The organism is Klebsiella sp. KPN54798 (genome assembly GCF_021184225.1).
Classification (GTDB): Bacteria; Pseudomonadota; Gammaproteobacteria; order Enterobacterales; family Enterobacteriaceae; genus Klebsiella; species Klebsiella pneumoniae.
In genome coordinates this window covers 4,746,849-4,770,272 of record NZ_CP089234.1, presented here as the reverse complement: position 1 = coordinate 4,770,272, position 23,424 = coordinate 4,746,849, and the positions used below count along the sequence as shown (strand labels likewise).

Sequence of the window (23,424 nt, the reverse complement as noted above, 5' to 3'; positions counted from 1 at the left end):
AGTGCCATATTTTTAATATCGTGCTCGACCCAATTTGCCCTCGGCATGAGAACGTTTAGACCTAAAAGTTCGCTATTGGCACGAAACTACCCATGAGCTCAGACTTGATCTAATTCAGTCGATAGATTTACAGCGATTCTTGTTGGTGGAAAAGATCGTCTCTCAGCAAATCGATAAAACTAGACTCAGTGGTTGAAAATGGGAAAGTTAGTATTGAGCGGTTTATAACCAGCGCTTAAAGCTACCAGCCACTATCCATACCGTTACTCCAAACCATAAGGTGGCAGGCAGTAAAATCAGCATAGAGGGCAGAAACAGCGGCTGTGCCAGATAAAACACCCACAGCGTGGTGGCGACTGAACTGCCGGACCTGATGACGTAGCGGTGGAGAAAAACCGATTTCAGCCCGGAGCCAAACCGCCTCAAGTCCCGTTGTACTAGACCTTCTATCAGTCCGATTAAAACACACAGGCAGAGCAGGGGGAGCATGGCGGCAAGCCATATCAGGCGCTGCATAAAACTCACCAGCGTATAGGCCAGGCCGGTGAACGGTTTCTTCAGAAGCCAGTTGGGCATAAGCACGCGAGTTGCCCCGTTCTCCAGCAGCATGACAATTTCATCCTTCAGTGGATGTGGCTGTAACGCAATAACCAGCTCCACCCGCTCCCGGTTCATCACCTGAAAAACATGCCTGCTCCCTTCCTGAGGCCACCAGAAATACAGCCCCGCCAGTTCCAATACAATCCGCAGCACCAGCGCACCAATAACCAGCCCGATGAGCCGCCCGGTCAGCGACAGCAGCCAGCCAATTGGTCCCTGTGGTGGGCGTGACGGAGGCGTTCGCTGCTCACTCATTCCGCCTGTCCCTGCTGGCGCGTCTGCATCCAGGCCGCCAGTTGTGCGACGGACTCCGGTAGTGGGCAGGGTTTATCCGCCACGGGCAGTGGCAGACGAATTTTCCACAACTGTCCACCCTCAAGTAGAGCAAAAGCCTGACCTTTGGGAAGCTGGATCAGCGCGGCGGTATCCAGCAGCGGTACATTGCGGGTAACTACCTGCTCGCGTGTGTTGCTGCTGAAGCTGTTGATGCCGCCCGGCGTGTCGGTGACGCCGGAGCTAACCTGACGGCTGCGCACTTCCACCTGCGGCAGTTGCTTCGTCAGCAGTTCGGCGGTGGCGGTTTCGCACACCCGCAGCATAATCAGGTTATTAAAGTTACCCACCACCTGGCCTGCCTTGGGGGCGCTGCCGATGCGGGCCTGAATATCACTCAGCGTCTGGGTGTAGGCGGTGACCTGAATGCCCGCGCCGCCACCCTTGTTGACCAGCGGGATAAACTCCTCCCCCATCAGTTCATTAAACTCATCGCAGTGCAGGTTGACAGGCGACGGTTTTTCGCTATTGCCGGGCAGTCCATCATTGAGGCCAAATTTATAGAGATGCCCGGCAACGCTCACCAGGTCGGCAAACATGGAATTGCCGGCGGCGGCAGCAACCACCGCATCAGACAGCGCATCCAGTCCGACATACACCACTGCTTTCTGACGGATCGCCTGCTGCCAGTCGAGGATCGGGCGTGCATCATCCAGATCGTGGTAGTCCGGGGCGAGCAGGGCGGCGAGCGTACCGGTGGTCAGCTTTTCCAGCAGCGGCAGCAGCGAAGCGACAATCTTGTCGAAGTAGGTTTTGTCATAGCGCACCGCCGAGAGCAGACCGTCGAGGATCGGATCGTAGAATTTCTCCGCGTTGAGGTACTGTTCCAGCGCCACTACGTGAGGATCGCGTCCCAGCATATGGCGCGGCGTGTTTTTGTCGTTAACGCGCTCCGCCAGTTGCGCCACCACTTCCCACGCCCGAGCGTTGTGGCGCGGCAGCACGATGCGGGCATAGTCGATAAACAGGGCGTCGATATTGACCACGTGGCGGGAAATTAACTGATAGTCGGGGCGCTGTCCGAGCGCCACCAGGGCGCGGGCGATGATGTTGACAAAGCGCCAGGCGAACTCGCGGAAGGCTGCCGAGTTACCTTCGCCGGAAAGCTGTCCGGTGAGGCGCGATGCCACTTCCGAGATGCGGCCAAAGCGCCCTATCGCGTTGTAGCGGGCGGAGATCTTTGGGTAGGCCAGATGGAACAGGATAAAGCGGTCGCCGCGTCCGGCGCGCTGCGCCTCTGTCCACAGACGCTTCAGTAGATCCGCGTCGCCTTTCGGATCGAAAACGATTACCACCTCACCACGGCGGATGTCCTGAGTGGCAAGCAGTTCCGCCAGCCGGGTTTTGCCGACGCGGGTGGTGCCGAGCACCAGCGTGTGGCCGGGGCGTTCACTGAGCGGCAGGGTGACGTCGCACTCTTTCAGCTCCACCCCGTGCAGCCACGGATTGCCGCCAACGGGCGGCAGTGGGCGCACCGGATTCAGCCAGCGATCGGCGCTGAGCAGCCGGGTAAGACGGGGAAGAGTATGTTCGGCGCGTTTTTCGATATGCCTTGCCAGGCGATAACACCCTCCGGGGCGCAGCCAGCGTGCGGCTTCCGGTTGCAGGCAGTCGTACAGCCGTTGGGTGTGGATGGGCAGCCAGCGAAAGCCTTTACCGAGAAACAGCCGCTGGCGGCTGACCGGGATTTTCCGGCTGGTGAGCGCGTAGCGCGGCAGGCACAGGAGGTTGCGGTGGTAGCGCACGATGTGCCAGCCCTGCCAGCCGCGTCGGAGGGCCAGCAGCATCAGGGCGCTGGCCATCAGGCGGGCCTGCCATAGCGTCAGCATCAGCAGTGGGGCCTGCGTCAGGCAGATTAATGCGCCACAGCCAGCGGTGACGGTGCTGTAAAACTCCACGGGTGGGCGCAGCAGCGCCTCCAGGGCGTAGCGGCTCATGGCGGTGTTGCCCGTTGCAGATGGCGGCTGACCAGCTTGCGGTAGCGTGCGGCAGGCGCGCCGCCAGCAGGACGGTGATAACGGGCGGCAGCATTGAGCCAGCTTCCGGGACGTTCATCGTAGCGCTTACGCAGCAGGCGGGCGGTGAGCGACAGGTTCTGCAGCGGATGCAAGGCATCGCAGGGAGAGTCAAAATACGCCCGGTGCCAGCCGATATTGATTTGCCCGAGCCCCACGTCAATGCGCTTCGGGCTGATGCGGCGGATAGCGGCCAGCAGCGCCTGACAGGCCTGCTCCCGGCTGGCGTAGCGGTAGCCGGTCCCTTTGATATTGAGCGTCCACGGCCACGGAAGATGTCTGCCGTTCAGGTTCGCGCCGCTTTCGGTCTGCGTGACGGCCCATAGTAGCTCCGGCGGCACGCGGAAATGCTCTGCGGCGCGCAGGTACGCTTCCGGCAGAGGCTGTGCCAGCGCCAGGCAGGGCAGCAGCAGGATCAGGGCTGGACCTCGCGCCATTGCTCCCCCTTACGCTCCAGCGCCACCGGGATTTTGCTCTGCCCTAAAAGGAGCCAGCGTCCCGCGTCGTGGTTAAGTGTGATGCTGTGTTCACTCACCAGTTTTGCATCAATGCCATGCGCCATCGCCCAGCGGCGCACCCGGTTATCATCGCCTTCGCTTCCGACCAGCCAGATATCCAGCGAGCGCTGTTGCGCCAGCAGGGTACGCAGCAGGCTGTCGCAGGGCGGGCAGTTATCCTGGACAAACAGCGAAACCCGGGCAGTGCTGGCGGACGTGGTTTTCAGCGGCGTCAGGCCCGGATAGAGGCGTTGCCAGGCGGCATCATAGGCGCGCTGGAAGGCGAGTTCCTTCTCCAGCCGCTGGTATTCCTGTCTGACCAGCAGTTCGGCGAAGCGCTGGCGCTCATGGTCGTTTTCGGCCTCCACACCCAGCATGGTTAGCGGATCGAGCCCCGGCGACCAGACGCCGCGCGCCTGCTGCTTCAGCGTGAGATAGCGCTGCCACTCTTCCGGCGTGACGCCCCAGATTGCAGCCTGTTGTTGCATGGTCAGGGGTTGCAGGGCTGAGTCCGCGTTCTGGCTGGTCTGCACCTGAAGCGGTTGCGCCCCCACACTGGCGATGAGTAGTACCAGGAGAATCAGGCGTTTCATCGCTTACTCCGGCACTTTCAGCGTTAGCTGGCGCTTGCCGTGACGGAACACTGCCCGGCGCTCATCAAACCGCTCCAGACGCCAGCCATGCCACTGTTCTCCCCTGCGCAGCCATACCACCTGATGGAGGTAAACGGCTTCGGGCGGCACAATCACTGCCAGGCGGATATCACCGCGCTGTACGGTCCCGGCGAAAAAAAACGGGGCCGTTAACGGCCCCAAAGGGCGGAGGGACACGGGATGACGGTAAGCCACCGTCGGGGGGAGGGAACGGTCGCTGGTAAAACAGACTTCACGGCGGTTTTCGTCGGTGGTCATCCGCCATGCCGGGCTCGCCAGCAGTTGCAGGGCGGCCTTCAGGCGCAGCGGGCCGGTGTGGTACTGGCTCAACGGTAACGGGAGGCCATAAAGCTGCGCCCGGCGCGCATCGGCAAGACACAAGGACCAGCCGCTGCCACGCAGCAGGTACTGCAACGCTTCCCCTACCGTCGGGTGAAAACCGGGCGGAATGGACAGGGCGGTAAGCTGTTCGAGTGGCGGCTGTTGCGGTGACGGGCTGACCAGCAGATAGCGGTCGTAGCGGACGACTTCTGGCGCGTCTGGAGAGGCAGCGGCCACGGCGTTGAAAATGGACAGTATCAGGGCTGGCAGCAGTCGTTTCATCGCATCCTCCACAGTGCTTTGAAAGGAGCGTGCTGGATAAGAGGGCAAGGAACTACCGACAACTGTTTGCGGCGGAAAAAAATAGCGCCCGGTTAAGGGCGCAAAATCAGATCAGTAAGGGAATCTTTCCCCCCTCAGCCCCAGCGTGGCGGCGATGGGGATGCCTTGCTCAGAAAAATGAACGCGTAACGTCAGCCTGACGGTTTGCTGCTGTGTGCTGCCGTTGGTTTTTTGCGTCAGCACCGAGCGGTAATCGATACGAATGGTGCGTTGCGGCGGTTGGTGGGAGATAAAGGCCACTACCGCTGCCATCTCAACACCTTTCAGCAACTCCATGATGGTGTTGTCATCCCGGTCTTCAAGACAGTGCTTGTGGGCCGGAAGGGTAATGGCCAGATCCAGCGGTAAGCCAGCGTCCAGCGCCTCGTCATCAAGGTTAATCAGTTTGCCCCGGTTAAGGGCTTCTTCGCGTGAGTTCAATACGGTATTCATCATGCGTTTCTCCGGTAAAAAGCCGAGGAAACGCCCCGGCGGGGAATTTCCCCGGCAGGGTGAATGCTGTGCGTCAGAACTGCGGTACAGGCACTGCTGGCGGTGCGGCTGGCGCTGGCTGGGATTCCGCTTCGCGCTCTGCCCGGTAAACCTCTTCACCATCAATTTTTATGAGCCCGATGTGCAGCAGATGGGCTTTCAGGCTGACGCCGGTTTCGCCTTTACGGTCGCCTTTGCTGTAGACAAAGGTGTCGGCATACAGATCGCCGAGGCGGAACTGGATCAGTACCTTGCGCTTCTGCTCACAGGCGTCAATACAGCGGCGCACCAGTTTCTGCGCTTCCTTGCCGCTGACGCGGCAGTCGAACCAGGTGTGCTCCGCGTTGCTGGCTTCGCCCCGCAGTGCGGCAATGTCGCAGCACAGGAACGGTTCGCCTTTTTTCGGGGTCACTTCCCGGATGCGGTTGAGGTAGCCCAGACCGCTGGTATACAGGTTGAAGTAATGGGTATCGTTCATGGTGGTATCTCCGTGTTGAAAGGTGCGGAGGCCCCATGCGCGGGAACGTCCCGCTTCGGGTTTGGCTCATTGGCTGTGAGACCGCTGAGTTACTGGCAGTACGGGCATTCCGCGCTGTGCGCCTCCGCGTTTCAGGAATGCATGGCGGGTTTTGTTGATAACGGCATTACAGCAACAGCTTTCGGGGTGAGAGGACAGCGAGATTTGTTACCGGTGGCTGAATAATTTCCGTGACAGGCTGAGCGGAAGATATGTGATTTTAATCACAAAATTGCGCTTCGGTGAGTTGAAATATTGTGCAGTAACCTCATATAGAAAGCGGGTAAGGAACACTGCCCACAAGACATGAACTTTTTGAATATTCTTTTTTACTGTTCAGGAGGTACATGATGACTCTCAGAACTTTTCCCATGTTGCACGATCTCTCCGACTCTCTGTTTGCGGACCGTTTTAACCGCATCGATCGCCTTTTTAGCCAGCTAACCGGCAGTACACCGTTGCCCTCCACGCCTTCTTACAATATCCGGCGGATGGGTGATAACCGCTATGAACTGACGCTCAGTGTGCCGGGCTGGAAAGAGAGCGAACTGGAAATTGAAACCGTCGGCGGTCAGCTGAACATTAGCGGTAAACGTGAAGAGGAGAAAACCGAAAACGGCGAAGAAGGATGGATCCATCGGGGTATCAGCCGCAGCGACTTCCGGGCCAGCTATAGTCTGCCGGAGCATGTGAAAGTGACCGGCGCTTCGCTGGAAAACGGCTTGCTGGCGATTGAATTACACCAGGATATCCCGGAAGAAGAGAAACCGCAGCGCATCGCCATCAACAACAACCCGGCGATTGAACACAAGCCGTAATCGTTGACTGACGTTGTTTTCACGCCCGGCAAACGCCGGGCGTTTTGCTAACCTGATGAGCCACTTTTCTGGCCTCTGACTATTTGAGCCGTGAGCGCTGTAACGGTTTCTTGCTGCTGCACCAGGAACGCCTCCAGCCCCATTTTCCCCGTCGCGATGTCATCCAGCATCTGCTCCCACAGTGCAGTGGTGCCCGGATCTTTCAGCTTTTCCGGCAGGGCGTCAATCAGCGCGCTGGCGGTATCCGTTGCCAACAGAAAGCGGCGTTGCTTAATCAGATAACCACGCTTAAGCAGCGTCTGGATAATCCCGGCGCGGGTGGCTTCGGTGCCAATACCGGCGTTCTCTTTCAGCCGCTGTTTCAAGCGCTCATCGCTGACAAAACGGGCGGCGTTTTTCATCGCGGCAATCAGCGTCCCTTCGGTGTAGTGCTCCGGCGGTTGAGTCTGACGGGCGCGAACGTCTACCTGTTCCACCTGGCAGGTTTGTCCCTGTTGCAGGACGGGAAGTGACTGCGTTTCTTCCGGTGAATGTGTTGCCATCTCGCGTAAAAACAGTTGTTGCCAGCCGCTGACAATCACGACTGAGCCTCGGGCAGCCAGCGTTTCCCCAGCGCAGTTCAGGCGCAGGTCGGTTTTATCCACCTCATGGTCCGACAGAAACTGCGCCAGAAAATGGCTGCGTACCAGGCCGTAAACCTTGCGCTCGCTGTCATTCATCTGCGTCAGATCTACCGTTTTACGGGTCGGGATGATGCCATGGTGGGCGGTGATTTTGCTGTCGTCCCATAGCCGGGAGTGTTGTTGCAAATTCAGTTGCGTGGCGAGGGGCTGCAGTGAGATGTCGCTGGCGACCAGCGCCGCCAGAACCTGCGGTGCTTCAGTGTGCATGGAGAGCGGCAGCCAGCCGCAGTCGGTGCGCGGATAGGTGGTGGCCTTATGGGTTTCATACAGGCGCTGGGCGATATCCAGTACCTCCTGCGCGCCCATGCCCCACTGTTTTGAGCAGACCTGCTGCAGGGCGCTGAGGGTGAAGGCCAGCGGTGGCGGCGTTTTCTCCCGCCGGGTGGTCACATCCAGTACCAGCGTGGTCCCGGCCTGTTGCAGGCTCGCAGTGGCCTCACGGGCGGCGGATTCACGGATACAGCGGCCTTCGTCGTCACAGTACACCCCATCGGGTTGCCACTGCGCCAGAAAGGTAGTGCCCTCAGCATGCAACCGGGCGTCCACCCGCCACCAGGGGCGGGGCGTGAAGCGGGATATCTCCCGGTCGCGTTCCACCACCAGGCGTAAGGTCGGCGTCTGCACCCGGCCCACGGAGAGCACGCCTTTGTGCCGCCGGTTCATCAGCGTGCAGGCGCGGGTCATGTTGATGCCGACCAGCCAGTCGGCGCGGGCGCGCGCCAGTCCAGCCTGATACAGCGGATACGTACTGTCACCGGATCGCATCGCAGCAAGCGCCTTGTGGATACTGGCGTCATCCAGTGCCGACAGCCACAGCCGCTGGACCGGACCGCGCCAGCGACATTGCTCCAGAATTTCACGGGCGATGGTTTCGCCTTCGCGGTCGGCATCGGTGGCAATCACCACTGCATCCGCCTGTTTCAGCAGCTTTTCGATGATACGGAACTGCTTGCGCACCTCCGGGCGGATCACCAGCCGCCATGCCGGGGGAATAAACGGCAGATGCTCTGCCCGCCAGTGTTTCAGCGCCGGATCGTAATCCTCCGGCGCGGCCATGCTCAGCAGATGGCCGAAGCACCAGGTGATGGTCACGGTGGCGTTATGCAGGTAGCCGTCGCTGCGGTTACGGGCGTCAAGAACACGGGCGATATCGCGCGCCTGAGAGGGTTTTTCGCACAGGTAAAGTTGCATGGGATGTCTCCGGTGAAAGGGAGTTCAGCTTGGTGTGCCGGAGGGGTAAGGCGACATGGGAAACTGGAGGGAGCAGGTAAAAATTGCACCTTAAAACGCGCATTAAGCGGATAGTACGTGTTTTAAGGTGCATGAGGTGAGTTTAAAATTTTCGCTAAAGTGACACTCAGGGTTTAACTTTACGCAAAATTTTAAACCAGCGTGGTTAACAGCTGTATCCGCCGCAGCATAAACATCACCACCGAAAGCTGCGTATTCAGCACCTGCCGCCGCCATTCGAGCGCCATCAGCGCATCGCGCAGTTCATCGCTTACGTCAGGCTGTTGAATGGCCTCCTGCAACGCCACGCCTCCCGAACGGTTGTTGTCCAGATTACGCCAGCGCAGATAGCTGACGCCGGAGCGCGCCGGGTTGCTGCACAGGATCAGCGGTACGTTACGCCCCGGCAATTCATACACCGCCTGTTTCAGCACCGGCTGGCGTAGTTGCAACTGTATGCGCAGCGTCTGTAATTCCCGCACCAGCGCTCGCAGCTCTCCCTTACCCTTAAAGGCCTTTAAAAGGCCCTTTAGCGAGCTTTTGCGGGCGGCGCTTTCTTCGTCGTCGTCATTGTTCATCACGCAGGATCTCCGCAAGCATCTTTTTGGGCAAATTCCCGAGCTTATGCGCCATCGACTGCGCCAGCGGACTGTTCGCCCTCACGTCGGCGCGGGTCACGCCAGTGGTGCGAAAGCGGTTCACGAAGCTGAACACCTGGAGCATTAGCCGTGGGATGGTGGCAATGAAATCGCGCTTCTCCGCTTGGGTGATAAGGCCGAGGTGCCAGGCAAGCAGGGTGCGGCGGACCAGCAGATCGTAATCAATCAACTGTTGCAGCAGGCGCGAACCGGGTGGCGAGAACAGCGCCAGCGGCAGGATGAATTCGGTCGGGGACGGGTTACTGACCTGCGTGGTGTGGATAGCGCCCGGCAGGCTGGCGAAGGCCTGGTCCAGCCGACGATTTTTTTGCTTCAGCAGGTGCGCGATCAGGTTCAGGCGGATGCGCAGTTGCTTCAGCCAGTGGGCGGCCCACGGATCGTCGGCCTCTTCGGCGCGCAGCAGACGCCTGAGTAACGCCAGACAGAGCAGCATGCCAGTGGGATGCGCCTGCCACAGCCGGGCGGCGACGCGGGTGTGCAGGGTGATGCAGATATCGCTGAACAGGGTTGTGCCAGGCATCGGAAATTCTCCATGGATTCAGATGCCCGCAGTGTCGGTCCGCGCAATGAGCCAGGCGACAGGAAACCCATCTGGCCCGCAGAAAGTTAATTTCGCCGATGAATGAGGTTTGATTGATAGCTGGTACACCGGCTTTATGCGGTGCGCATAAAATCGGGGCTATCTGCGCCTGCGCCGAAGCTGATTGAACTCGCCCCGTCTGGCCTTCTCCAGTGTTGCCATAAGATAGGCGAGGGGGCGGTGGATATCGTGGGCGGCGATCCGCCACAGACAGTCGTCCAGCACCTGCTGGCAGAGAGCGGGCTCCAGATTGCGCATGGCGCGTTCGGCGGCGCGGCGCTCGCTGGCGCTGAAGGGATTATCCACAGGCCAGTGCAGCAGTTGCGTACGCTTTTGATGTTTATTGTTTAAATCTGTACCAGTATGTACGCAATGCGGCTCCGGCTGCCCGCCAGCCCCCGCCACATCACTGAGTCTTAATTGAAGACTCGGGCATTTTTTACTGAGTCCTCGATTAAGACCAGGGGCGGTCTTCAATGGAGACTCAGTGCAGGTTCGTCCACTGTCCACAGGTTGTTGCAGGGTGAGCAGTAACCCGATGGCGATGTTGCGGATACGCCGGTTGCGGTGATGGGAGCAGGCCGTGAGCAGCGCCAGATATTCGCTGTCCATCCTACAGGCATCGGCATGGGATAAAGGCGCATCATGCAGGGCGTAGAGGTTACCGGTGATCCTGCCGCTTGGCTCGTCGCGCAGCCGCTGGCACAGGCTCAGCCAGCGAGTGATCCGCAGCATCATCAGCGCGTTGCTGACGGTACTACGTGAGGCCTTCTCGCCCTCAGGCTGGTCGGAGAGCCAGCCCTGGAGTTCGTTGTATGACGGGAAGACGCCGCTGCCGTCGTCGCGCGCGTGCAGGCGCAGCAGTTGCCACGTGAACTTGTCGCGCGGGGAGAGGTTGCGCGCCAGCAGCAGGCGCTTCGGCACGCTCTGCTGCGGGTTGCCGAGAAACAGCAGCCTATCGTCACTCTTCATACAGCAGCTTCTCCTGAGTCCACTGGCGCAGCAGGTTCCAGATGACCGTCAGCGACAGATCGTGTTCGCGGGCCATCGCCATCATGGCGGTCAGCGCTTCGGGTGAGTCGAACTTTTTCACGCCCGTTTTCTGCCACTCGTTCCACACCAGCGTTTCCACCTGCTCATCGGGAGCATTGTTGCGCCCTTGCCGGACAAACAAGCCAATCAGCCGCCGCCGGGCGCAGACCTCCGGCGTGGAAAGGCCAAAATAGTGGTTGATGAATTCGATGGACGCGCCCAGCGACAGGGCTTCCTCCAGACGCTGCTGGAACAGCCGCTCCTGCTCCATCCTCGCCAGCATCCGGCCCAGCATCTCGTGGTCAATGTGGGTGGTGATGAACTGCACCGCACTGTTGCTGAGAAACAGGATGTCGTCGGCGGTAAGGCGCGTCAGTTCGCACAGCTCCTGCGGGCTGAAGCCCAGCGATTCGCAGTAGCGGATCTGTCCATCCTTCAGCGCCTGGACGATGTGGGTGAGCACTGCCTGGTTAACTGAGGGCGTCATGGCGAACCTCCCGCAGCCGCCGCTGGCGGCACAGGCTGATAAGCTGCATCAGTTGCTGGATCTGAGCGTTGTCGTAGTCCGGCGACAACAGCAATTCGAGGGCGGCCAGCACCTGATAGCAGCGCCGTGCCGCCGGATGGGGAAAATCGTGGCAAGGCGCGAGGGTGAAATCGGCCGGAGCGCTGTCGTCCGGCTGGATACAGGCATCCAGTCCCCAGCAGGCAAACAGCGACTGTGTCGTATGCACCAGCGGTGAGGGCTTTGGCTCATCGGGCGCGGCGGGTTCAGTCGGTGGCTCAGGCTCTGGTAGTGGTGCTTTTTCCACTTCCGGCGGTGGCGGCCAGAGGACCTTTTCGACCGGAGGCCCCAGCAGAACCTGCCGCTTGCTCTGACCATCGGTCAGTTCCGCCAGCAATGTATTCCAGCTTATGCCGCTGCGACAGCTCATCTCGCCGAGCAGTTCGTCCTGCACCAGTTGCGGTACCACAGCTTCCGGCTCGCCGTTGAAGGTGGCGAGGGCGGTGCTGAACAGGTCGGCAAATTCCGGCTGGCGTTCCAGCGGCATCAGCTTTACCCAGACCTGTTCCGCCGCGCTGCGTAGTGCCAGCAGGCGATCGATAACCTTTCGGGTAAGGCCGCCGTATAGCGCGTTAGGGATGCAGGGCAACAGCCAGTCCACGGTCTGTAGCATCCGGCTGATTTGCGACTGGCTGACGGGATAACCGTCGCGGGTCAGTTGCTCCGCCAGCGCCAGCTGCGTCGGGCATTCAATACCTGCCTCGAGGTAAAGATCGCGCAGATGCAGAATACCTTCCGCCCGTTCGATAAACATCAATCCGTTATGCAGGTCGCTTTCCGCCAGATGGCCGATCAGGCACTGGACTTCGCCTTGCTGCGGTGACAGCGTTTCCGGCCATGGTCTGAACGGCCAGCAGACGCGGTGGTAACGCTCATCCTGTGTCTCCTGCCACAGTTCATTGAGGATGGCGAGGTGCGTATTCCCGCCGCTGGCGAGCATGTATTTTTCATCACCGGGGCGACGGGTCAACACCGGCGGGTTATCTAGCCCACGGGCGAGAATTGACGCTTTCAGCGCATCATAGCCGGGGTTGCGGGTGACGCGGGGATTGAGAGAGAAGGGCTGGATTTGCTCCAGGCTGACCTGGACCATTTCCTGTTCTCCGGTATTGCTGGCACCGTGAAGCCAGCGGTTGAGCAGGTGTGAAGCACACATAATCTTCCTCCGGCATTCAGACATCGCGGGTAAGTCGGATGCGCTGGTGGATCCAGGCATCCACCTCGCTTTCCAGCCAGGCGACGTGGCGGCTGTTGAGTCGGATGGATGGCGGAAACTGTTGCAGCTGGATTTGCCGGTAAATCCACGATTTACCGAAGCCGATTTTGTCTTCCACCTGGCGTAAGCGTAAAAATCTGTCGCTATTCATAACCATTCCTCCTGTGTCCAGATTCGTTCACATCAGCACGATGGGCGTGGTTATCAAAGCAGCAGCGTCCCTGCCAGGCAGTAAAAATCCTTATCTGGGTTAGTGAGAGTTGTTAGTTGAAAGGGGGAGTTGATCGCGTTACGGCGGTGCGCCGCGCTGGAGTGCGGTTTTCAACGTCTCGGGGCTCAGCGGCAGGTGCATACCTTCCTCACGCGCCCAGCATTCGAAAATGTTCAGCAGTTTGTAGGGATGCTCCAGCATTTCGTCGTCCAGTTGCGGGTTGTGCTTGCAGGCCAGCCACAGCAAACGGGAAAGCGCGGAGGTGATCCGCTCCTTTGATTCCGGCTGATGGCGGGTCAGGAAGGCCTTGAGATGAGTGCGGCGGATGACGAACAGTGCGTCAGGAGGCAATGTATCCTGCAGGTAGCAGACGGACAGACTGAGCCGGGACTTAAGGTCATTGCGACCATTACCATATAACTGGCCAATCAGCAGATGTAGTTCTTCCTGAAGGTTGTTTTGCGTGGCGAGCAGTTCCAGTAAAAGCTCCCGCAACGATTTGCGGCAACAGAGTTGGTAGTAACTGTCGTTCTCATCGCAGACCACAATGCCAATTTGATTGCAGCAATGGGTATCTTTGGGACAAGGGCGATTCAACGTTTTCGCCAGTTGCTGGTGGAGCAGCAGACGCTCAAGGCCGATTAACGGCAAATTCCACAGATGGCTGGTGGTCAGTTGCAGAGTCGGGTCGCGTCTGCATGGCGGAGAGTTCGCCATTATCTTGCGGTTGCCGGGTTTGTTGCACTGCGAAGGCGGAAAGGGAGGCTTGCTGAATCGGCAGGCAAAGCGGCAAGGAGGATTGAGTGGTCTCAGCAGAACGGGCGAAGGGAAGTAGACCGAGAGCGACAGATCGCCGTGCAGGGCATGGCGGATCAGGTCGGCGGGCAGCAACGTGATGTTGTGCTGCCGTATGACTTCTGCGGCCTCGTCCAGCGTCAGCCACTCCTGGCGGATTTTATGTGGGGGCATGGGGCGTTTCTTTTTGTGTTGTTGGTTGCGTGTCGTGCTTGTTGATGGCGAAAACCGGTGTGCGATGTTTTTGCTAAAACAACTAACCTGATCAGTTTAGTTAACGATCTTTTCAGACATAATCTGGTGATGAATTACGCTGGAAAAACAGGACGTAAAATTGAATAGCTCGGAAGACGATTTGCTTGAAGTGGCGTGGTATTTGTCGAAGTACGGTAAATCTCAACCACCTGTGGGATTGGGTGTTCTGAAATGGAAAGAGGCTTATGATTTGTTTTATCCCCGTTTCGGGGCGGGCAAAACCGCTAGTGAGTTTCGCAATAGTCTGAAAAATAGTCGTGACCGTTTTGATTCCTGGCTTAGTGATGTGCGTGTCGGCTGGCTTGACGAGCAGGGCGCTCCTGCTGCGCTTTCTCATTCAGCGCAGCGTGTGCATCAGCGATTGAGTGTGCTTTCAGAGAGTGCAATTGAGCAGCGCGTTCTCTCGTTAATATCTTCTGCTGGAGATGAACAGGCACAACGAGACTGTCTTATTATTCAGCAGGATAAAAGTATTGAAGATACTGTACGCGAGCAACTTATTGCGGCGCGGCTGGGGCAGGGTACCTTTCGGAAAAATTGTCTCATGCTGTATCCGGCATGCCCTGTTACGGGAACGACTTTTGCGCCGTTACTGCGTGCCAGCCATATAAAGCCGTGGGCTGCCTGCGAGAATGGGAGTGAACGCCTTGATCCTTTTAATGGAATTATACTGGCCGCACATATTGATATTTTATTCGATCAGGGGTGGATTTCGTTTGAAAACGATGGACGTTTATTAATTAGTAATGAGCTGGATATTAGTTTTAAAGAGCAGTGTCTGTTGCCGGAGAAAATAAAGGCGTTTCCTGTTGAATCGTATTGTTATCTGGAATGGCATCGGGATAATTTGCTTCGATGAAAGTGAATGGGACAAATAAATTACTACTCAATCTAAAATATATTTTGAGAGTATCTGAAATTGAGTAATGTTCTTTTAGCGATCCTCTGGGGGAAGTTTACGTCAACGCTCACTTTGACGAACTAGTTTGCGTGGTTCGACGTTGAGGTGCTTGTTAAAAAATCGGTGGTTTAATCTGTCGAGTCGGGTCTAACCTTCTCAAGAGGAGCTGCGACTCTCCTTGTAGGCTGTTTTTATGAATGCACAAGCGTTTACCTAACTTACGGTTCATGAGATCATACCTACCACAGTGAAACCATGGGGCTCTTTGCTAGAATTTGTTGGATTATTGTTAAACTTTTTGAGCTAGGCTTTACCGACAAAAGAGGAATAGTTAGCTTCTTTTTCATTTAAAATATTGTATTTTATGGTTTTTATTGATGTTTATTCATTGGGCCCCCTGAAGAACGAGATGATTGTCAGATGAAAAAAGTATCTTGTGTTGATTTATTTTGTGGTGCAGGTGGGTTAACACATGGTCTTGTGCTTGAAGGAGTACCTGTTGTCGCAGGTATTGATATTGATCCTGCCTGCAAGTTTCCCTATGAGACTAATAATAAAGCAAAATTTATTGAGAAAAGCGTAAGCGATTTTACATCTTCAGACTTGAATGAGCTCTACGCTGATTCAGATGTAAGGATTCTTGCTGGCTGCGCACCTTGCCAACCGTTCTCAAGCTATGCAAGGCGTTATGAGCATGGTGGTAAGGATGGTAAGTGGGGCTGTTGTACGAGTTTTCTCGCTTGGCTGAGGAAACTCGCCCTGATCTGATCACTATGGAGAATGTACCTTCCGTGGCAAGACATGAAGTTTTCAGCGACTTTGTCGATACCTTAAAACGTATTGGCTATCACGTTTGGTTTAATGTCATTGATTGCACTCACTATGACGTCCCCCAGATGCGTAAGCGCATGGTACTGCTTGCTTCTTTACACGGTGAGATAAAACTCGCCGAGTCAACGTGCACTCAGCCAATTACAGTGAGACAAGCCATAAGCGATCTGCCAGCTTTAAAAGCAGGCGAAACTAGTTCTGGGGATAAGCTACATGTGACTTCAACGTTGTCGGAAAAAAATCTGCAACGTATTAAAGCTTCAAAACCCGGTGGAACGTGGCGTGACTGGCCTGAACATTTAGTTGCTGATTGCCATCGTACAGATAGAGGAAAAACATACTCTAGTGTCTATGGTCGAATGGAATGGGATAAACCTGCTCCGACTATGACTACTCAGTGTTATGGTTTCGGGAATGGCCGCTTTGGTCACCCAGAGCAAGATCGTGCAATCTCATTGAGAGAAGCTGCTATTCTTCAGAGTTTTCCGCAGGACTACGTATTTATCCCCGATGATAGCAATGTCAATCTTAGAGTTCTGGGCCGAATGATTGGAAATGCAGTTCCGGTAAAGCTGGGTCAGGCAATCGCTCGCAGTATAAATTCACACCTTGACGATTTGAACTTGGTCGCAACAAAGTGAAACTTTAACCAGCCTCTGGGCGTACTGAACCGGAATCTGAACATTTTATGGATATTTCGAATCAAAAAAATCATCCTCAACAAATTATTCCAGAGCCAGGGCAACTTGTTGAAGTTCGTCGACGCCAGTGGATCGTTGTTGAGGTTTCATCTTCCCAGTTACCACCGCCTTCGTCTCAGCAGCATCTCATAACTCTTTCATCCATAGATGAAGATGGTTTAGGAGAACTACTTGAAGTTATCTGGGAAATTGAACCTGGCGCTCAAGTAATTGAACGAGCTGGTTTACCTTCGATTACTGGCCTGGATGACTCTGACACTCTTGAGGCTTTTCTTGATGCAGTGCGTTGGGGAGCTGTCACTAAAGCTGACCATCGTAACTTCTTACAAGCACCTTTTCGTAGTGGCGTAAGCATTGAAGACTTCCAGCTTGATCCGTTGGTGCGTGCAATTGATATGGCCCGTGTCAACCTGCTTATCGCCGATGATGTTGGACTTGGTAAGACCATTGAAGCTGGGCTAATCATCCAGGAAATGTTACTTCGGCATCGAGCTCGCACAGTTTTGATTGTTTGCCCTGCGTCGCTGCAAGAGAAGTGGCGTGTTGAGATGTTAGAAAAATTCGGTCTTGAATTTCAAATCGTCGACACCGCTTATATTAAGCGATTAAGACGAGAACGTGGCATTCATGCCAATCCGTGGACATCGCATCCACGGTTAATCACTTCAATGGATTGGGCCAAAAGTGGGGAAGGTTTGCGTTCTATGCGTGACGTCCTTCCCTTAAAGCCTAGTTATCCACGAAAGTTTGACATGCTTGTCATTGATGAGGCACACAATATAGCCCCAGTGGGTAGAGCTAACTATGCAATGGAAAGCCAGCGTACTAGGTTTATTCGTTCGATAAGCCCACACTTCCAACACCGTTTGTTTTTGACAGCGACTCCACATAATGGCTATACCGAGTCTTTCACTTCGTTGCTTGAGTTGCTGGATGATCAACGTTTTGCCAGAAATGTACTTCCAGATGAGAAGTTGTTGAATCAGGTGATGATACGCCGCCTCAAAAGTGATCTGGTCGATTCAGAGGGCAATCCACTTTACGCTCAACGTAAGCTCAAAGCCTTATCCGTCGAATATTCGGCTCAAGAGCGTTCTATCCACAAAAAACTGGATGAATATTGCCATAGCCGGGAGCAAGGAGCAGAGAAAGCCAGCAATACTTTTGGGACGACCTTTGTCAACCAGCTACTTAAAAAAAGACTTTTTTCATCACCAGCAGCCTTTGCATCTACTCTTGAAAGGCACATATCAACTTTGATGCATGGCAAACGGCCTAATGATAAAAATGCCATGGCTGATCGTATCCTTCATAAAGCAATCCTTCGTCTAGAAGAAGATTACGCCGACGATCAAGAGATAGAGAATGCCCAATCTGAAGCGGTGGAAGAAGCAACACATTACACCCAACCGCTGACGAATGAACAGAAACAAATACTCGATGTATTGCGTCAATGGGCGCAAGTAGCTAAGAATCAGGTAGACTCTAAAGCCAAGGCAATACTTGATTGGATTAATACGAATCTTAAAACAAATAATCAGTGGAATGAGTACCGGGTAATTCTGTTTACTGAATATCGAACGACACATCAATGGATGCATGAGATTCTGGCCAGCCACGGACTTGCTGGTGAGCGCTTAGCTGTTTTACATGGTAGCATGCCGCAAGAAGAACGAGAAAAAGTTAAAGCCGCCTTCCAGACATCACCAAAGGCTTCTGCTGTTCGCATACTCCTCGCAACTGATGCCGCCTCAGAAGGCATCGACTTGCAAAACTATTGTAACTACCTTATCCATTTAGAAATTCCATATAACCCCAATGTAATGGAACAACGTAACGGTCGTATAGACCGCCACGGACAACGCCAAAAAGAAGTTGTAATTTGGCACCCAGTTGATGGTGTGGATAAGGTGAATGCTCGTATCGGTGGTCACGGTGACGATATCCTACGAGCATTACGCAAACTTGAATCAATGCGGGCTGACATGGGTAGCGTCAATCCAGTCATCGCACCTCAAATGTCAGGACTGATTGAAGGCACTATCAAAGATTTTGATACACGTCTGGCTGAAGCCAGAATTGCAAAAACGAAACGTTTTATTGGTGTTGAGCGCGAACTAAAAGAGAGAATTGCGAAGCTACATGAGCGACTCCTTTCAGCCAGACAGGAGCTTCATCTCACACCTGAGCATATACAAATAGCCGTCAATACAGCTCTCATGTTAGCTGGTCGTACAACTCTTGAACCTTTTGAGTTACACGATGCTCCCTCAGGTTCTGTATTCAGGATACCTGCTCTCTCAGGTACATGGGCACGTTGTCTTGAAGGACTTCGTCATCCCCATACACAGGAGATTCGTCCTGTCACTTTTGATCACAGCGTGGCGAAAGGACGTGATGATGTCGTACTCGTCCATTTAAATCACCTGTTAGTGCAGATGTGTCTACGTCTATTACGAGCAGAAATATGGGCGCGCGATGATATAAAAAAATTACATCGAGTTACGGTGCGCTCAGTACCAGACATGTTACTTGAAAGCCCTGCGGTCGCTGTTGTTTCACGATTGGTGATTACTGGAGGTAATCACCATCGACTTCATGAAGAATTGACAATAGCTGGTGGCTATCTTGGCGACAAAAATTTTAGGCGCGAGGATGGTGTTAATAAACTACAGCAATGGTTTGAGCAGGCGAAACCTGTTACTACTGAATTTTCGCTTTTGGATGCCTTTCGCATGCGTTTTGAGCGAGCACAAAACAGTATTCTCCAGTCCGTTGAAGCTAGATCAAAAGATCGCCTGCAATATCTGACTAATACCCTTCAGACCCGCAAAGAGCGTGAATTGTCTGATATCAATAACATACTCAATGAACTTGAAATAACTATCAAATCTGAGTTAGCTAAAGATCAACAACCTATGCAGTTTTCATTGTTTTCAGAAGATGAACGCGCTCAAATCAAGCGTGATAATGCAGCGCTCGAAGCCCGTCTCGCTCGCATTCCCGCAGAGCGGGAACAGGAAGTACAAACAATCGAACTTCGCTATACCAACATTGATGATCGCACATTCCCTGTCGCCGTCATTTTTCTCGTCCCAGAATCTACTATTCAGAGAGGTGCAGCATGAGTTTAAATAACATTCACGCTGAATGGCTTTCTCTGGTAGATATTTCGGGACCTTTTCTCGCTATCCCAGTATTAACGCATACATTTCCTCAGGGACTAGAGGTGCTTAGTAGCTTCAAGCGTAGGCGGTTGCGCCAAGCCTATGATGAATGGCGGGAGGCATTAGAACTGGAAGATCCTCAGCTAGAAGAATTGCACTCTGCATGGATAGACGAAGTGCTGTCACGAGTGTTGGAATTTGATGATGATGGTAAAGGTGATGTGCTGAAACGTGAAGAGTGGTGTAGAAGCCACTTGAAATCAGTATTGCCAGATCAGGGAGTGGTTGAATATCCCGATTTGGCAGTTGTTGATGAACAGCAAGATAACAAGCCATTGTTACTCATACATACCTATAAACCAAATGTAGAACTAGAATCAACAGTAAAATATGAGGGATGGATAACCACCCCGGCAGATCGTATGGTTCAGTTATGTCGCTCACTTGGTTGCCGTCTCGGATTGCTAACCAACGGCGAATGCTGGATGTTAGTAGATGCACCAGTGGGTGCTGTAACGTCTTTCTCAAGCTGGTACGCACGTCTTTGGAGTCAAGAGCCAATCACACTGCAAGCATTCGTGCATTTACTAGGAATCCGCCGTTTCTTCGTTGACGAGTCTGAGCAGCTACCTGCATTGTTTGATGCTTCGCTGAAGTACCAGGATGAAGTGACTGACGCTTTAGGTGAACAAGTTTGCCGTGCTGTAGAAGTGTTAATTCAGTCGCTGGACAAAGCCGATCAGGATCGAAATCGTGAATTATTGCACGATGTCAATGAAACAGAGCTCTATGAAGCTGCGTTGGCAGTGATGATGCGATTGGTATTCCTGCTCTCAGCTGAGGAACAGGGCCTACTGCTCTTAGGTGACGAATGCTATGAGTCTAATTACGCAATTTCCACTTTGCGTATGCAACTACGGCAAGAACCTTCAGAGCTCCTTGAGCGACGTTGGGATGCCTGGACACGATTGCTTTCTACCTTCCGTGCAGTTTATGGCGGGGTGGAGCATGAAGAGCTGCGCCTACCGGCGTTAGGGAGTTCATTGTTTGATCCTGACCATTTTCCTTTTCTTGAAGGAAGAACTAAAGGCTCAAACTGGAAAATCGATACAGCTGTACCCTTACCAATAAATAATCGAACGGTTCTCCTATTACTGGAATCTATCCAACTATTTCAGGGGCGTACTCTTTCTTACCGCGCATTAGACGTTGAGCAGATCGGCTATGTCTATGAAGGTTTACTGGAACGTACTGTCAAACGTGCCGCTGAAGTGACGTTAGAACTGAATGCTACCAAAAAAGCTCAATCGCCTTGGGTTACGTTAGCTGAACTAGATTCAGTAAGTATGGACGGTACTGAGCAGCTGATTGAGCTACTGCATGAACGTTCTGGTAGTTCGATCAGTAAGATACGTAATGATCTATCCAAACTAATTGATGATAGTCTGATTGAACGCCTCTTGATTACCTGTCAGGGGGATACCAAATTACGTGATCGAATTAAACCTTATGTACATTTGCTTCGTACAGATCCTTGGGGCTATCCGCTGGTTTATCCAGCAGGATCTTTTATTGTAACTAGTGGTTCCAATCGTCGTGAAACAGGTACTCATTACACACCTAAGTCACTTACCGAGGCGATTGTTGCTGAAACACTAACACCACTGACTTATATTGGCCCAACAGAGGGTATTCCACGTGAAAAGTGGCAACTAAAATCCTCTTCTGAACTACTCACTCTCAAGATTTGTGATCCTGCAATGGGTTCGGGAGCCTTTTTAGTTCAAACTTGCCGCTGGCTGGCCGATCGACTTGTTGAATCTTGGACTTTAGCTGAAGAGTCAGGAAAAAAAATCAGTGTTGATGGCTACATTCTAGGTACTTCGAGTACTCAAGAATATCTACCACATGATACAGACGCTCGAATAGTTATTGCTCGTCGGTTAATTGCCGAACGCTGTCTTTACGGTGTTGACTTAAATCCATTGGCTGTTGAGCTAGCTAAACTTTCCATTTGGTTGGTAACACTCGCTAAAGATCGACCATTTGGTTTTCTTGAGCACAATTTACGGTGTGGTGACAGCTTACTTGGTATTGAACGAATAGATCAGCTTACCCAGTTTTCGATGAATCCTACAGCCCAAGGACAAAAGCATCTTTTTAGCGACGAAATTGAATGTGCGGTAGATGAAGCAGTTGTGCTACGTCAGCAGTTGCGCAAAATGACAATTCGCGACATACATGATGTGGAATCAATGGGAGAATTGAACTCGCTTGCAGAAGTTAGGCTGAAAATAACTAGATGTATTGCAGATGCGTATATCGGAGAAGTCCTTATGGCGCAAGGCAATGGTACGGATCTCGAAAAGGCTTTAGCTCATCTTTCCATTCAAGTTAGAGATGTTATACAAGGCAATACAGAACAACTTGAGTTGATAAAACAAAGAGCACTCACAGCTTTGTCTTTTGAACTATCCGTAGGAAAAGCTTCTCGGAGACCTTTCCATTGGCCGTTAGAATTTCCGGAGGTATTTAGTCTTGATGGTGGTTTTGATTGTATTGTCGGAAATCCACCATTCCTGGGCGGGCAAAAAATTACAGGTGCCATGGGCGATTGTTATCGCGAATATTTGGTAAATACAATCGCATGTGGTAAGCGAGGTTCTGCTGACTTAGTTGCGTACTTTTTTATTAAAGCCAATGCTTTACTTTGCTCTAGTGGTTTCTTTGGATTGATAGCGGTTAATACGATATCAGAAGGGAACACTAGAGAAATTGGACTTGATTCGATACTTCGTTGTGGTTCGGTGATATATAGGGCAAACCCAAACCTAGTATGGCCTGGAAAAGCAAATGTAGTCACAAGTAGTGTTTTTGTTTCTAAATCAAATTGGAATGCTCCTTTTTATATCTCAGGTCAACAAGTTCCTGTAATTAGTTCCGCGCTAACACAACGGGAAAACTGGCAACCCGTTAAGTTAAAAGACAGTTGTGGTCTTGTATTTCAAGGGGTTATTACGCTTGGTGATGGATTTTTGATAGATAACGATACCTATGAAAAATGGGTGGACGAAAATGATGAATCCTGCAAAGTAGTATTCGATTATTTGATTGGTAAAGAAGTCAATCAGTCACCAAGGCACCTGCCCGCACGGAAAGTGATCAATTTTTTTGACTGGAGTATGGATACTAGCTCTAAATTCACAAGTGCTTTTAACTATGTAATAGATCATGTTAAAGAAAATAGAGAAAATGATAAAGATAAAGGAGCAAGGGAGGCTTGGTGGCGATTTCTTCGGCCGCGGCCTGAACTTTTTCATCTTCTTGGACGAGGAGGTTCTTTTGAAAAACATCCGAAAGGATGGGATAAGGACAAAAAAGCACTTGACCGTGTAATTGTTTTTGCAACTGGCGCGACAAAATACCCCTGCTTCACGTTAGTCCCAAACACTTATATTTATGCACATTCTCTATGTGTAATTGCCAGTGACAGCTATTCATTATTTTCGTGTTTATCATCAGATATCCATGGAATATGGGCGTTCGAGCATGGTTCACGGTTGCATGAACGTCTTAGATATACCCATGGAGATATCTTTGAAACATTCCCTTTGCCAGGTGAGAAAAATCATGAAATATTATCAAATCTTGGGGCAGAGTTTTTCGAAGAAAGGGCGGGATATATGGTGAATAAAAATGTTGGTATGACCAAGTTTTACAACGAATTCCATAATCCGGCGATAAATTCACCATCACTCAGCAAATTACGTGAATTGCAGGTGAGTATAAACCATGCTGTGCTGCGTGCGTATGGTTTTGATGATATAGATTTAAATCATGATTTTCATGAGGTTGCATACCTTCCTGAAGGAAAGAATATTCGTTACACGATTTGTGAGTCTGCACGGGAAAAATTACTCTATCGGTTGGCCTCATTGAATAAAATTCGTTATGAAGAAGGGCAGAAAGGTGGGATTAACGATCTCTAGCCTATTAATAATCAAAATTGCATCAAGGTAGTTTTGGGTAAG

At 52.9% G+C, this 23,424-nt stretch carries 19 protein-coding genes and 1 pseudogene; 5 read left to right on the top strand and 15 right to left on the bottom strand.

Features of this window, described 5'->3' with window-relative positions; all coding sequences use genetic code 11:
- Positions 1-222: 222 nt before the first annotated feature.
- From LPQ25_RS22920 to LPQ25_RS22890, 7 genes are all read right to left on the bottom strand, one after another.
- Positions 223-855, bottom strand: coding sequence for an IncC plasmid conjugative DNA transfer DtrJ family protein (locus tag LPQ25_RS22920; protein ID WP_012737290.1), 633 nt, complete (start codon positions 853-855; stop codon positions 223-225).
- Positions 852-2,870: a type IV conjugative transfer system coupling protein TraD gene (gene traD / locus LPQ25_RS22915; protein WP_012737291.1), complete on the bottom strand. Its 2,019-nt coding sequence runs from the start codon at positions 2,868-2,870 to the stop codon at positions 852-854. Before traD ends, LPQ25_RS22920 begins: the two co-directional genes overlap by 4 nt.
- Positions 2,867-3,385 carry a transglycosylase SLT domain-containing protein gene (locus tag LPQ25_RS22910; RefSeq protein ID WP_012737292.1) on the bottom strand — a complete coding sequence of 173 codons (519 nt, stop codon included), beginning with the start codon at positions 3,383-3,385 and terminating at the stop codon, positions 2,867-2,869. The genes traD and LPQ25_RS22910 overlap by 4 nt, the downstream gene beginning before the upstream one ends.
- On the bottom strand, positions 3,364-4,038 hold the full coding sequence (locus LPQ25_RS22905) for a TIGR03759 family integrating conjugative element protein (protein WP_012737293.1): 675 nt from the start codon (positions 4,036-4,038) through the stop codon (positions 3,364-3,366). Before LPQ25_RS22905 ends, LPQ25_RS22910 begins: the two co-directional genes overlap by 22 nt.
- A 3-nt stretch (positions 4,039-4,041) precedes the next feature.
- On the bottom strand, positions 4,042-4,701 hold the full coding sequence (gene pilL2, locus LPQ25_RS22900; protein WP_041937761.1) for a PFGI-1 class ICE element type IV pilus protein PilL2: 660 nt from the start codon (positions 4,699-4,701) through the stop codon (positions 4,042-4,044).
- A gap of 111 nt (positions 4,702-4,812) precedes the next feature.
- On the bottom strand, positions 4,813-5,196 hold the full coding sequence (locus LPQ25_RS22895) for a hypothetical protein (protein ID WP_012737295.1): 384 nt from the start codon (positions 5,194-5,196) through the stop codon (positions 4,813-4,815).
- A 70-nt stretch (positions 5,197-5,266) separates the two neighbouring features.
- Complete coding sequence (locus tag LPQ25_RS22890; RefSeq protein WP_012737296.1) at positions 5,267-5,710, bottom strand: STY4534 family ICE replication protein; 444 nt, start codon at positions 5,708-5,710, stop codon at positions 5,267-5,269.
- A 386-nt stretch (positions 5,711-6,096) separates the two neighbouring features.
- Between LPQ25_RS22890 and LPQ25_RS22885 the strand changes: the two genes are divergently transcribed.
- Entirely contained in the window at positions 6,097-6,567 is a 471-nt protein-coding gene (locus LPQ25_RS22885; RefSeq protein ID WP_012737298.1) for an Hsp20 family protein, read from the top strand.
- A 47-nt stretch (positions 6,568-6,614) separates the two neighbouring features.
- Here the strand turns inward: LPQ25_RS22885 and LPQ25_RS22880 are convergent, their stop codons facing one another.
- The 8 genes from LPQ25_RS22880 to LPQ25_RS22845 all read right to left on the bottom strand — a co-directional run bounded on the left by LPQ25_RS22880 (position 6,615) and on the right by LPQ25_RS22845 (position 13,712).
- Positions 6,615-8,441, bottom strand: coding sequence for a DNA topoisomerase III (locus LPQ25_RS22880; protein ID WP_014908052.1), 1,827 nt, complete (start codon positions 8,439-8,441; stop codon positions 6,615-6,617).
- A gap of 191 nt (positions 8,442-8,632) precedes the next feature.
- Positions 8,633-9,058, bottom strand: a complete 426-nt coding sequence (locus tag LPQ25_RS22875) for a DUF3158 family protein (RefSeq protein ID WP_014908051.1) — start codon at positions 9,056-9,058, stop codon at positions 8,633-8,635.
- The gene (locus tag LPQ25_RS22870; RefSeq protein ID WP_012737302.1) at positions 9,048-9,659 is read right to left on the bottom strand and encodes a PFL_4669 family integrating conjugative element protein; all 612 of its coding nucleotides are present in this window, start codon (positions 9,657-9,659) and stop codon (positions 9,048-9,050) included. Before LPQ25_RS22870 ends, LPQ25_RS22875 begins: the two co-directional genes overlap by 11 nt.
- A 159-nt stretch (positions 9,660-9,818) precedes the next feature.
- Positions 9,819-10,691 (bottom strand): STY4528 family pathogenicity island replication protein, encoded by an 873-nt coding sequence (locus LPQ25_RS22865; protein ID WP_012737303.1) that lies wholly within the window; start codon positions 10,689-10,691, stop codon positions 9,819-9,821.
- Entirely contained in the window at positions 10,681-11,238 is a 558-nt protein-coding gene (locus LPQ25_RS22860; RefSeq protein ID WP_012737304.1) for a DUF2857 domain-containing protein, read from the bottom strand. Before LPQ25_RS22860 ends, LPQ25_RS22865 begins: the two co-directional genes overlap by 11 nt.
- The gene (locus tag LPQ25_RS22855) at positions 11,222-12,472 is read right to left on the bottom strand and encodes a ParB family protein (protein ID WP_014908050.1); all 1,251 of its coding nucleotides are present in this window, start codon (positions 12,470-12,472) and stop codon (positions 11,222-11,224) included. Before LPQ25_RS22855 ends, LPQ25_RS22860 begins: the two co-directional genes overlap by 17 nt.
- Positions 12,473-12,488: 16 nt before the next feature.
- Positions 12,489-12,683 carry a helix-turn-helix transcriptional regulator gene (locus LPQ25_RS22850; protein WP_001561320.1) on the bottom strand — a complete coding sequence of 65 codons (195 nt, stop codon included), beginning with the start codon at positions 12,681-12,683 and terminating at the stop codon, positions 12,489-12,491.
- A gap of 138 nt (positions 12,684-12,821) precedes the next feature.
- The gene (locus LPQ25_RS22845) at positions 12,822-13,712 is read right to left on the bottom strand and encodes a hypothetical protein (RefSeq protein ID WP_012737307.1); all 891 of its coding nucleotides are present in this window, start codon (positions 13,710-13,712) and stop codon (positions 12,822-12,824) included.
- A 160-nt stretch (positions 13,713-13,872) separates the two neighbouring features.
- On the opposite strand from LPQ25_RS22845, the gene LPQ25_RS22840 reads away from it, so the two are divergent.
- The 4 genes and pseudogenes from LPQ25_RS22840 to LPQ25_RS22825 all read left to right on the top strand — a co-directional run bounded on the left by LPQ25_RS22840 (position 13,873) and on the right by LPQ25_RS22825 (position 23,382).
- The gene (locus LPQ25_RS22840; RefSeq protein ID WP_012737308.1) at positions 13,873-14,652 is read left to right on the top strand and encodes an HNH endonuclease; all 780 of its coding nucleotides are present in this window, start codon (positions 13,873-13,875) and stop codon (positions 14,650-14,652) included.
- 462 nt (positions 14,653-15,114) lie between these two features.
- Positions 15,115-16,166: pseudogene (locus LPQ25_RS22835) on the top strand (DNA cytosine methyltransferase).
- A 47-nt stretch (positions 16,167-16,213) separates the two neighbouring features.
- Positions 16,214-19,354 carry a DISARM system SNF2-like helicase DrmD gene (drmD, locus tag LPQ25_RS22830; protein ID WP_012737310.1) on the top strand — a complete coding sequence of 1,047 codons (3,141 nt, stop codon included), beginning with the start codon at positions 16,214-16,216 and terminating at the stop codon, positions 19,352-19,354.
- Positions 19,351-23,382, top strand: a complete 4,032-nt coding sequence (locus LPQ25_RS22825) for an Eco57I restriction-modification methylase domain-containing protein (protein WP_012737311.1) — start codon at positions 19,351-19,353, stop codon at positions 23,380-23,382. Before drmD ends, LPQ25_RS22825 begins: the two co-directional genes overlap by 4 nt.
- Positions 23,383-23,424 lie beyond the last annotated feature (42 nt).